Genomic DNA, 10,685 nt, shown 5'->3' with positions numbered 1-10,685 from the left:
GGTGTAAGGCCCCCGGTAGACGACCGGGTTGATAGGCCGGAGATGGAAGCGCGGTAACGTGTGGAGTCGACCGGTACTAATAGGCCGAGTGGCTTGAACACACTGAACGTTCAAACCAAATCGCTGCGTTGTTCGCGTCCCTGTGTGGTTCCCAGAAAACAACCTGGGCACCTGTAGTGCATAACTGGATACCGAGCCTGACGGCTTGGACGTTGATTTGCCTGCCCCTGTGGGGTGGTGCGTTGAGGCGTTCGGTGGTTTTGGCGAAGGGGAAACACCCGGTCCCATCCCGAACCCGGAAGTTAAGCCCTTCAGCGCCGATGGTACTGCATGGGAGACTGTGTGGGAGAGTAGGACGCCGCCGGACACATATTGCAGAATGGCCCCGCCGACACGGCGGGGCCATTCTCGTTTTGGCGGTGGAATGGCCTCGCTCGAGAATGTCACTGGTCGGTGCTGCGGCGTGCCGTCCTCGCCCAGGACGGGAGCCAGACCGTCCCGGGAAGCGGCGCCAGGCTCGCGAAGTGGTTGATGACCGCCCGAAGTCCCGGATGCGGATTGAGCCTCGGGAGCATGAGGGAGAGCGGGTAGGCGAGCGTCGGTTCGACGATCGGGATGCGGCGCAGGTCGTAGTTCGCCGGCCAGATGTACCGGTCGCGTGCGCCTACGAGGGTCGCAACGTCCGAGGAATCCGCGAGGGTGTCGAAGAGGACCTCGTTGCCGAAGTTCGGACCCGTCGCGTCGACGCGGAGGTCGAAGGCCGTGACGAGTTCGTCGTAGAACTCCGCCCATTCGCTTCGCGGCACGATGCCGGGCACCCAGATCCGGAGCTTGCGCAGCCGGTCCGGTGTCAGTGTCCGGGCGGAGGCGAGCGGGTGGCCGGGCCCGACGAGCAACTGCAGCGGGGAGTCGAACGCGCGGACCATGTGCAAGTCCCGTGGCAGCGTCGCAGGATCGGTGACGGTACGGAACGAGGCGTCCACGTCGCCTGCCTGGACGGCGGCCGCCGCCACATGAGGATCGTCGACCTTGAGGGTCACCACGTCGAGGTCGATTCCGGGATGCGATCGCCAATAGTCGTGCAGGATGACGGCCTGCGCGCTTCGCAGGCCCAGAACATCGATCCGAAGGGCCCGTGAGACCGGCCTCACCGCGGTGACGGCGCGGTCCACACCCGCGACGATGCTCCGCGCATGGGGGAGGAACGCCTGGCCGTCCAGTGTCAGCTCGACTCCTCGGGCGGTACGGGTGAACAGGCGCACCTCCAGCTCGCGTTCTAGGGAGGCGATCCGCTTCGACACCGCCTGCTGTGTGACACCGAGTTCGTCTGCCGCATGCTGCAGCTGTCCGAGCTCGGCCGCCCGGACGAACGACCGCACCGCTTCGCTGTCCATTGAGCCAGCGTAGGCGCGCACAACTCACCGTTGTGGCTCGCCGGGACGCGGTTGTTTGAACGCCTTGTGGCATCCCTGCTGTGCTTTTGGAGCCCAACTGCCGGTTGTCCGCGAGGGAGTCATGTGCGCGTGAGATTGGGGGCCGGTTTCGGCTGGCTGTGGTCGGCCTACGCCGTCAGCACGTACGGCACGTGGCTCGCGTTCGGAGCGTTCCCTCTGATCGCGGTTCAGGTGCTGCACGCGCCGGCATTCGCCGTCTCGCTCCTCGAAGCCGCCGGACTCGCCGTCGCGGCGATCGTCGCGCTCCCCCTCGGGCCGTGGGTCGAGCACCGGGCCAAGCGCCCCGTGATGATCGGGATGGACCTGGTCCGCTTCGCCGCCATGGCGAGCATTCCGCCGGCGTACTTCCTCGGCCTGCTGTCCTACGTCCAGCTGCTGGTCGTCTCGATCATCTCCGGCACCGCGAGCATCGCGTTCAACGCCGCATCCGGCGCGTACCTGAAGTACCTCGTCCGAGGCGAGGATCTCCTCGTCGCGAGCGGGAGGTTCGAGGGAACGAGCTGGGCGGCGACCGCGGTGGGCCCGCCTCTCGGCGGTGCCCTCATCGGGCTGCTCGGCCCGGTCGTCACGATCCTGGCCGACGCCTTCAGCTACCTGCTGTCGGCGCTCGCGGTCGGCCGCATCCGCGGAGGCGACGGCGCGGCGCCCCGCGACTCGTCCACCCGGTTGCGTGCGGCCGATCTGCTGGACGGCTGGCGGTTCATCTTCGACGATCGCGTCCTGCGGCGCCTGTTCCTCAACTCGATCCTGGTCGGCGGCCTGATCATGGCCACCTCTCCGCTCGTGGCGGTCCTCCTGCTGGGCGAGTACCACTTCGCCGCGTGGCAGTACGGTCTGGCCTTCGGCATCCCGGCGGTCGGCGGCTTCGTGGGCGCTCGCCTCTCCGCGCGCCTCGTGGGGCGCTACGGCCGGTACCGCGTCATGATCGTCTTCGGCTGGCTGCGGTCGATCTTCCCGCTCGGTCTCGCGTTCGTCCACCCGGGGATCACCGGGCTGATCACCGTGATCCTCGTCGAGGGGCTGCTGATCGCGTGCATGGGCGTCTTCAACCCGATCTACGCCACAGAACGCCTGCAGCGGACGCCGTTGAGCCGTACCGCGCGGGTCCTCAGCGCGTGGAGCGTCAGCAGCAAGCTCTCGCAGGCCGGCCTCATGATGGTGTGGGGCGTCCTCGCGACGTTCACCAGTCCGCTCGCAGCGATCACCGTCTCGGGCGTTCTCCTGCTCGCCACCCCGCTCCTGCTGCCCAAGCGGACACCCGCGGTGGACGATCCCGAACCCGCCCGGCCGGCCGAAGGCGTCCCGGCCGCCTGATTCACCGCTGTGTCAGCGGGTCACCTTGTCCAGGAACGCATGCAGGTTCACGAAAAGGCGCGCCACCTTCTCGTCCAGGCTGAGAGACTCCTCAAGCCCGCTACCCGCGACAGACTGCTTCTTGCCGCGGACGTACAGGGAGCAATCGAGGTCAGTGCACATGTACTGTCCGACCGAGTTGCCCTGGCGACCGGCCTCGCCGGTTCGGCGCGCGGTCATCAGGGCCACGCCGCCGCCGGTGCGCGTGGTCAGGCACAGCGAGCACATGCTGCGCGAGGTGAAGCCACGGGACGCCCCGGACGCGACGCGCAAGGAGATGCCGACCAGGCGGTCATCGCGTTCGGTGACGAGATACGCCCGTCCGGGCGCGCCCGGGTCCTGCCAGCCGAGGAAGTCGAGGTCGTCCCAGGGGAGATCGGCGAAGTCCTTGGGCAGGCCGAGGCGCTTGGCCTCGCCCTTGGAGCAGTTGATGAAGGACGTGCGGACGTCGTGTTCGGTGAGCGGTTTCATGGGCTGCGAGGCTAATCTTCCTAAGGGGCTTAGGCAAATGCTTTAATAGTGTAGGTGGACAGGAAGGGTGCCATGGCACGCGCGGGAGTGACCGTCGAACGCCTGACCAGGGCGGCGGCGGAGGTGGCCGACGAGGTCGGCTTCGACAAGGTGACCGTCGCGGCGCTCGCGCGCCGGTTCGGTGTCAAGGAGGCGAGCCTCTACTCGCACATCAGGAACGCGCACGACCTGAAGACGCGGGTGGCGCTGCTCGCACTGGCCGAACTCGCCGACGAGGTCGCCGCCGCGGTGGCGGGACGCGCGGGCAAGGACGCGCTGGTGGCCTTCGCGGGCGCGTACCGCGGCTACGCCAAGCGGCATCCCGGCCGGTACGCGGCCGCCCGGATGGAGCTCGACCTCGAAACCGCGCGCGCGAGCGCGGCGGGACGGCACGCCGAGATGACGCGGGCGATCCTGCGCGCCTACGACCTGCCGGAGCCCGACCAGACCGACGCCGTGCGGATGCTGGGCAGCGTGTTCCACGGCTACGTCAGCCTGGAGACCGCGGGCGCCTTCCAGCATCACCCGCGCGACGTGGAGGCGTCCTGGGAACGGACCCTGGACGCCCTCGACAGCGCCCTCAGGAACTGGCCCAAGCCCTGACGGGACCCTAGAAGTCCTTGCCGGCGAGGACGGTGTCGGCGTCGACGATGCGGTACGCGTACCCCTGCTCGGCCAAGAAGCGCTGCCGGTGGGCGGCGTAGTCCTGGTCGAGGGTGTCGCGGGCGACGACCGCGTAGAAGCGGGCCCCGGCCCCGGACGCCTTGGGCCGCAGCAGGCGTCCCAGCCGCTGCGCCTCCTCCTGCCGCGACCCGTAGGCCCCCGACACCTGGACGGCGACGGACGCCTCGGGCAGGTCGATGGAGAAGTTCGCCACCTTCGACACGACGAGGACGTTGATCTCACCCGACCGGAACGCGTCGAAAAGGCGTTCCCGTTCGCGCACGCGGGTCTCGCCCTTGATGACGGGGGCGTCCAGGAGCGCGCCGAGTTCGTCCAGCTGGTCGATGTACTGGCCGATGACGAGCGTCTGCTCGCCGTGGTGCCGGTCGACCAGCGCCTTGATGAGCTTGGTCTTGGTGTCGGTGGTGGCGCAGAAGCGGTAGCGCTCCTCCGGCTCGGCGGTCGCGTAGGCGAGGCGCTCGGAGTCGGTGAGGGTGACGCGGACCTCGACGCAGTCGGCCGGGGCGATCCACCCCTGCGACTCCATGTCCTTCCACGGCGCGTCGTAGCGCTTCGGCCCGATCAAGGAGAACACGTCGCCCTCGCGGCCGTCCTCCCGGACGAGGGTGGCGGTGAGGCCGAGCCGGCGGCGCGCCTGCAGGTCGGCGGTCATGCGGAAGATCGGCGCGGGCAGCAGGTGCACCTCGTCGTAGACGACCAGGCCCCAGTCGCGGGCGTCGAAGAGCTCCAGGTGCGTGTAGGCGCCCTTCCGGCGCGTCGTCATGATCTGGTACGTGGCGATGGTGACCGGCCGGATCTCCTTCTTCGTGCCGGTGTACTCGCCGATCTCGTCCTCGGTGAGGGACGTGCGCCGCAGCAGCTCCTGCTTCCACTGGTGCGCCGACACGGTGTTGGTCACGAGGATCAGCGTGGTCGCCTGCGCGCGGGCCATCGCGGCGGCGCCGACGATGGTCTTGCCGGCGCCGCAGGGCAGGACGACGACGCCGGAGCCGCCGTGCCAGAACGCCGACGTGGCGTCCTCCTGGTAGGAGCGCAGCTGCCAGCCGTCCTGGACGAGGGAGATCGCGTGGGCCTCGCCGTCCACGTAGCCGGCGAGGTCCTCGGCGGGCCAGCCGAGCTTGAGCAGCGCCTGCTTCAGCGCGCCGCGCTCGCTCGGGTGGACGGCCACCGCGTCATCGCCGACGCGGTCCCCGATCATCCCCTTGACTTTCTTGGCCCGCAGGACCTCCTCCAGCACCGACCGGTCGGAGGACGACAGGATGAGCCCGTGCTCCTCGTCCTTCTCCAGCCGGAGCCGCCCGTACCGCGCCATCGTGTCGGCGACGTCCACCAGCAGGGCGTGCGGGACGGGGTAGCGGGAGTACCTGATCAGCGTGTCGACGACCTGCTCGGCGTCGTGCCCGGCGGCGCGGGCGTTCCACAGCGCGAGCGGCGTCACCCGGTAGGTGTGGACGTGCTCGGGCGCCCGTTCCAGTTCGGCGAACGGGGCGATCTCCTTGCGGCAGGCGCCGGCCAGCTCGTGGTCGACCTCCAGCAGCAGGGTCTTGTCGGACTGGACGATGAGCGGACCGTCGGTCAAAGCAGAAGCCCCCGTCGCGAAGCGGATGATCGATGCCACGTCCGGACACCCGTTGCCGCACGCTACCCCAGGCACGGCGGCGCGTCGTGCGATCCGGACGGGAACGCATCCTTCAACGGCGCCGACGGCCCCGCTCTTCCCGAAGGGCCCGCCTTCCCGAAGGGGCTCGGTCGTCCCGGGGAGCTAGATGCCGGACCCGGAGTCGTAGCCCGAGTCGGCCCGGAGCACGATGATGACGTAGACGATCCCGAGGATGATCCCGCAGACGATCGAGAGGGCGAACAGGATCCAGCCCGCGACGGTCAGCTTGCGCGCCGACTCGGGGTTGGTGTCGACACGGCTCATCGCGATCGCGGACACGATGGCGCCCGGGATGCCGAGGATGCCGCAGCACAGCAGCACGCTCGCGATGTTGCAGACCAGGCACGCGGTGGTGGACCCGCTGCTCCGCTGCCGGACGGGCACGCCCGGGGGCCCGTAGCCGTAGCCGTAGCCGAGCGGCTGCGGTTGAGGCTGCGGCTGCGGCTGCGGACCGCCGGGATACGGTGATCCGCCCCAGCCCTGCTGCGACCCGTACGGGTCCTGCCAGCCGGGCGGGTTGCCGCCGTATCCGCTCACGGGCGGGCCTCCTCCGCTCACCGATGGGACCTCAAGACTAGGACCTCCGGACGCCTCCGCGGGTCCATCGCACCGAAGATCACAGGCCGCGGATCACACCCGTCCCGGCGGCGCTACGTGGCGGTGTCGCCGTCCAGTTCGGAGACGCCGGTGATGCGGTGGAGGGCGAAGCGGTGCACGGCCGCGCGGGTGGCGTCGTAGCCGGTGAGGAAGCCGCCCTCGACGCGGACGGGCTCCACGATGCGGCTGGACGCCTGGCCCTGCTGGTCGAGGTAGCCGATCCAGACGCGCCCGCCGCGGTCGACGGCGGCGCGGAGCAGCTCGATGGTGGCCATCGCGGGCGAGCGGGGCGGTTCGCCGGCCGGTGCCTGCCGGGCGTGCTCGGCGCCGTGCCGGGACGCCTCGTCGCCGGCCCGCAGCGCCCGCACCGCGGCGGAGATCACCGAGGTGTCGGTGCGGGAGTCGGGGCGGAGCCGGACGATCTCGGCGGTCGGCGGCGGGTCGGCGCGCTGCGCGTCCGGCCGGGTGACGATGACGCCGCCGCCGGGCGCCTCGGCGACCGGGGCGAAGCCCATGGCGCGCAGGGCGTCCAGCAGGTCGGCGCGCTGCAGCCCGGACGCGAGGACGGTCGGCGCCAGCCGGTGCAGCCGCAGCGGCTCCGCGCGCCGGTCGGCGAGGATCTCCTCCAGCGTCGCGGCGGAGTCGGTGCGGACGTAGGACGACAGGGCGCCGACGCGCAGGTGCCCGTGCCGGCGGGCCACGTCGTCGATCAGGTAGGTGAGCGGCTGCGGCAGCGGGGTCGCGGAGTGCCGGGTCAGCAGGTCGGTGATGTCGGCGGCGGACCGTCCGGCGTCCAGGGCGCGGCGGACCGACTCGGGCGTGAACCGGTAGACGGTGGCGCCGCCGGTGGACTCGACGTCGGCGGTGAGCGCGAGCTCGCGGGCGAGGTCGGTGACGAGCGGGCCGGGCGCGACAGCGGTCAGGTCGGCCTGGATGAGGATCTCGTCGACGGGCGCGGGCAGGTACTTCTCCAGCGCCGGCTCGGGATCGTCGCCGGCGAGCAGGTCGCGGGCGAACGGGACGAGTTCCCCGAACCCGGTGAGGCCGAGCGCGGCGGCCTCGCGCAGCGTCCAGCCGAGCAGCCGCTCGCGGGTCGGGCCGCCGCGGCGGGGCCGCAGCCAGCCGAGCCGGGTGCGCAGCGCGTCCTCGTCGACGAGCTCGCCGCGGCCGGCGCCGGCGAGGACGTCCAGGATCTCGCGGCGGGTGGCGGGGGCGCTGGAGCGGACCATCGCCTCGCTGAGCGCGTTGATCAGCCGGTCGCGGTCGTCGCGGTCGCCGGCCAGCCCGGCGGCGCGGTCGGACTTCAGCCAGCCGCGGGCCAGCTCCGTCCAGCGGCCGGCGGTGTCGCGCATCAGCCACAGGTCGTAGGCGGGGGTGGGCAGCCATTCGCCGTCGAGGTCGCCGCTGCGGGTGAGCAGCCCGGCGGCGTAGGCGATCTCGACGAGCAGGGCCGCCTTCCACTCGGGGACGTCCAGCAGGGTCGCCGCGGTGCGCAGGTCGCGGACGGCGAGGCCGCCGCTGCGCAGGACGGGCGGCGGGTCGAGGCCCCAGCGTTCGAGGATCTCCTCGATGAGGCGGACGGCGCCCGCGGCCTCGCCCGCCGCGGCGCGGACCACGACGTCCTCGGGGCGCGGCTCGCCCGGCCGGGCCGGGAGCGGCGGCGGTTCGGCGGGCACGTCCCGGACGAGCCGGCCGGCGCGCAGGTGCAGCGCGACCTCGCGCGGCAGGGTGACCGTGCGGTCGTCCTCGGCGGCGAGGAGGCCGCGGGCGAGGAGCCGCTCGATGGGGGTGGTCGCGGTGCCGATCCGGACGGGGCGGCGCGCGTTGGCGACCCGTCCGACGGGCGGCCCCCAGGCCAGCTGGTCGAGGGCGGCGCGCGCCTCCGGGCCGGCGTCCTCGATGAGCGCGGCCGGGTCCGCCAGCAGCTCGGCGAGCCGGCGCAGGAGGCGCGCGGAGTCGGGGAACCCGCGCGGCGCCGCGCCCTCCAGGTCGGTGATCAGGTCGGTGAGCCGCTCGGCGGGGTAGCCGGCGAAGACCTCCTGGGCGGGCGGGCCGAGCCCGGCCGGGTGCGGGAGCGCCTGCCGGACGCCGGGCGCGGCGGCGGGCGTCCCGCCGCCCCAGGCGAGCCCGTAGCGGCGCAGCGTGCCGAGCGCCCGCTCGACCTGCGCGGACGTCGTGCCGAGGCCGGCCGCGAGCGCGTCCGCAGTCGGCGCGGGCAGCACGATGAGGCATTCGAGGACGGCGAGCGTGAAGCGGTCGAGCCGGTCGAGCGCGCGGGACACCGCGGCGGGCGTCGCGGCGCGGGCGGCGAGCGCGGTCAGGTCGGCGGGGACGGGCGCGAGCAGTTCCGGACGCGCGGACAGCAGCGCGCGAAGCTCGTCGTCGCCTCGCCCGCGCAGCCAGTCCGCGTACGTTTCCATGCCGTTCCCCCACCTTATGTCGCGTGCACGCCGCGATGACGCGGGACTCCAGGGTAGGAGCTCGCGGAACGTGCCCGAAGCCGGCGGGGGCCGCGCCGTCGCAGGTCAGGCGCCGCGGGTCAGGTGGCGGGCGTCCGCTCCAGGTGCACCAGCCCGAGACCGAGCCGCGCCCAGCTCTCCACGAACCGCTTCTCGTCGATGCGGGTCGGCGGTTCGTACATCGACTCGTTCGCCAGCCAGTAGTTCACCACCGCGCCGCCGAGGATGGAGGCGATCGCGGGCCAGTCCTCGCCGGAGCCCTCGAACTCGGGCTGCTCGGACAGCCAGGTCGCGATCCCGTCGTACAGCGGGTTGACGATGCCCTCGCGCATCTCCGCGACCAGGTTCGGGAACTGGTCGAGGTCGCGGAACAGCACCCGGATGAGGTCCTGCTCCTCGCGCATCTTGGCGAGGCCCGCCTGGCACGTCATGCGCAGCCGGATCTCCAGCGGGCGGTCCTCGAAGACGGTGGCGTTGCTGAGGACGTCGCTGATCTGCCGGCGGGTCCGCTCGATGTGCTCGCGGATGGCGGAGGCGAGCACCTCCTCCTTGGACCGGAAGTGCCGGTAGAGGCCGCCCGCGCCGGGGGACAGGCCCGCCGCGGCCTCGATCTCGGCGACCGACGTCGCCGCGTAGCCCCGGTCGGCGAACAACCGGAGCGACTCGGACACGATGCGATCGCGCGTGGATGGCGTCATGGTGATGAATTCCTCCGGAAGAACACTAAGGCATGTCGGGGCCGCGGGCCGCCGCCTCCGCGCCGCACCGCCCCGATTCGGGGCGGCGAGCCGTGCTGCGGGACGCGGCGCGCCCGGATCCGGGATGCGCCTCCTGCGGGGGCGCGGGGGACTAGAGTTCGTGCCGCACGCCCCGTCGCCGGAAGGGGTGTCGCCGGAAAGGTCGACGATGTTCAAGTCTCCGCGGAAGGCGGCGGGCGGAGCGTTCCTGCCCGAGGACTTCGTGGTGCCCACGCTGGTGGCGGGGCCCGACTTCCAGATCCGCCCGATCACCGTGCACGACGTGGTGAAGGACTACGGCGCCGTGATCGGCAGCCTGGACCGGCTGGCCGGCCGGTTCGGGCCCGAGTGGGGGTGGCCCGACAGGGAGTTCACCTTCGAGCAGGCGCTGATCGACGTCGCGTGGCTGCAGAAGCAGGGGCAGCTGCGGCGCTCGTTCAGCTACGTCGTGATCACCCCGGACGGGGAGCGGCAGCTCGGCCGCATCCATGTGGCCCCGTCCGACGAGCCGGGTTCGGACGCCGTCGTGGTGTTCTGGGTCCGCGCGGACGAGGAGAACTCCGTCCTGGAGAAGGAGCTGGAGGCGTTCGTCCGCCAGTGGGTGACGACGGCCTGGCCGTTCGAGAACGTCCGCTTCCCGGGCCGCGACTAGGCGGCCCGTCCGGCCCGTCCGGCGCGGCCGGGGTCAGTCCAGGCGGCGGACCAGGCCGACGAGGACCCGGCCGATCACCAGGTAGACGAGGGCCGCCAGGCCGTAGTTGACGGCGACCTCCGTCTTGCGGTCGGCGGGCTGGAAGACGTCCTTGAACTGCCAGCACAGGTCGGTGGCGCGGTCGCCGAACCAGCGGACGAGGTCGTTCGCCGTGTTCGCCTCGAACGCCACGAACACGATGTGCACGGCCAGGACCAGCACGACGAGCGTGGTCGCGACGGAGATCGCGGTGGCGATCGCGCCGGCGGTGCGGCGCCGGGCCCCGGCGGTGCGGTCCCGCAGCGAGCGCCGGACGCGGGGGGCGCGGTGGTCACCGCCCGGCTCGGTGCGCGCCATGCCGTGCTCCTGCGTGCGCGCGGGGGCGGCGGCCTCCTGGGCGGGCTCCTGGGCGGGCTCCTGGGCGGCCTCCTGGGCGGGCGGCGCCTGGTCGACCGGCCGGTCGGGGTTGTCTGCCATGTGCGGCCTCCTTCGCCGGGGGCACCGGGGCTGTGCCGGGGGCGGACCTGTCTCTTATACACA

Annotated in this window: 10 protein-coding genes and 2 rRNA genes; 5 read left to right on the top strand and 7 right to left on the bottom strand. The window is 72.1% G+C overall.

The window, feature by feature from the left end; all coding sequences use genetic code 11:
- Window positions 1-101 (top strand): 23S ribosomal RNA (locus tag E1284_RS33525); the annotation flags it as partial.
- A 149-nt stretch (window positions 102-250) separates the two neighbouring features.
- Window positions 251-367 (top strand): 5S ribosomal RNA (gene rrf / locus E1284_RS33520).
- A gap of 76 nt (window positions 368-443) precedes the next feature.
- Here rrf and E1284_RS33515 read toward each other — a convergent pair.
- The gene (locus tag E1284_RS33515) at window positions 444-1,394 is read right to left on the bottom strand and encodes a LysR family transcriptional regulator (protein WP_131944173.1); all 951 of its coding nucleotides are present in this window, start codon (window positions 1,392-1,394) and stop codon (window positions 444-446) included.
- Between the two features lie 129 nt (window positions 1,395-1,523).
- On the opposite strand from E1284_RS33515, the gene E1284_RS33510 reads away from it, so the two are divergent.
- Window positions 1,524-2,768, top strand: coding sequence for an MFS transporter (locus tag E1284_RS33510; RefSeq protein WP_243714904.1), 1,245 nt, complete (start codon window positions 1,524-1,526; stop codon window positions 2,766-2,768).
- A 12-nt stretch (window positions 2,769-2,780) separates the two neighbouring features.
- On the opposite strand, the gene E1284_RS33505 is transcribed toward E1284_RS33510, so the two are convergent.
- Window positions 2,781-3,278 (bottom strand): FBP domain-containing protein, encoded by a 498-nt coding sequence (locus tag E1284_RS33505; RefSeq protein ID WP_131944171.1) that lies wholly within the window; start codon window positions 3,276-3,278, stop codon window positions 2,781-2,783.
- 72 nt (window positions 3,279-3,350) lie between these two features.
- Here E1284_RS33505 and E1284_RS33500 point away from each other — a divergent pair, with 72 nt between their 5' ends.
- On the top strand, window positions 3,351-3,920 hold the full coding sequence (locus E1284_RS33500) for a TetR/AcrR family transcriptional regulator (RefSeq protein WP_131944170.1): 570 nt from the start codon (window positions 3,351-3,353) through the stop codon (window positions 3,918-3,920).
- 7 nt (window positions 3,921-3,927) lie between these two features.
- Here E1284_RS33500 and E1284_RS33495 read toward each other — a convergent pair whose 3' ends face one another.
- The 4 genes from E1284_RS33495 to E1284_RS33480 form a co-directional block, all read right to left on the bottom strand.
- On the bottom strand, window positions 3,928-5,580 hold the full coding sequence (locus E1284_RS33495) for a DNA repair helicase XPB (RefSeq protein ID WP_131944176.1): 1,653 nt from the start codon (window positions 5,578-5,580) through the stop codon (window positions 3,928-3,930).
- Between the two features lie 183 nt (window positions 5,581-5,763).
- Window positions 5,764-6,198, bottom strand: a complete 435-nt coding sequence (locus E1284_RS33490; RefSeq protein ID WP_131944169.1) for a hypothetical protein — start codon at window positions 6,196-6,198, stop codon at window positions 5,764-5,766.
- Between the two features lie 113 nt (window positions 6,199-6,311).
- Window positions 6,312-8,678, bottom strand: a complete 2,367-nt coding sequence (locus tag E1284_RS33485; protein ID WP_131944168.1) for a helicase-associated domain-containing protein — start codon at window positions 8,676-8,678, stop codon at window positions 6,312-6,314.
- A 119-nt stretch (window positions 8,679-8,797) separates the two neighbouring features.
- Window positions 8,798-9,415, bottom strand: coding sequence for a TetR/AcrR family transcriptional regulator (locus E1284_RS33480; protein WP_165965526.1), 618 nt, complete (start codon window positions 9,413-9,415; stop codon window positions 8,798-8,800).
- Between the two features lie 208 nt (window positions 9,416-9,623).
- On the opposite strand from E1284_RS33480, the gene E1284_RS33475 reads away from it, so the two are divergent.
- A complete protein-coding gene (locus E1284_RS33475; RefSeq protein ID WP_243714903.1) occupies window positions 9,624-10,106 on the top strand; it encodes a GNAT family N-acetyltransferase in 483 nt (160 codons plus the stop codon).
- Window positions 10,107-10,139: 33 nt separating this feature from the next.
- On the opposite strand, the gene E1284_RS33470 is transcribed toward E1284_RS33475, so the two are convergent.
- On the bottom strand, window positions 10,140-10,622 hold the full coding sequence (locus E1284_RS33470) for a hypothetical protein (protein ID WP_165965525.1): 483 nt from the start codon (window positions 10,620-10,622) through the stop codon (window positions 10,140-10,142).
- Between the last annotated feature and the right edge of the window lie 63 nt (window positions 10,623-10,685).

Source organism: Actinomadura bangladeshensis (assembly GCF_004348335.1).
GTDB lineage: Bacteria > Actinomycetota > Actinomycetes > Streptosporangiales > Streptosporangiaceae > Spirillospora > Spirillospora bangladeshensis.
The sequence above is the reverse complement of the archived record's forward strand: the minus strand, read 5'-3'. Positions and strand labels throughout refer to the sequence as shown.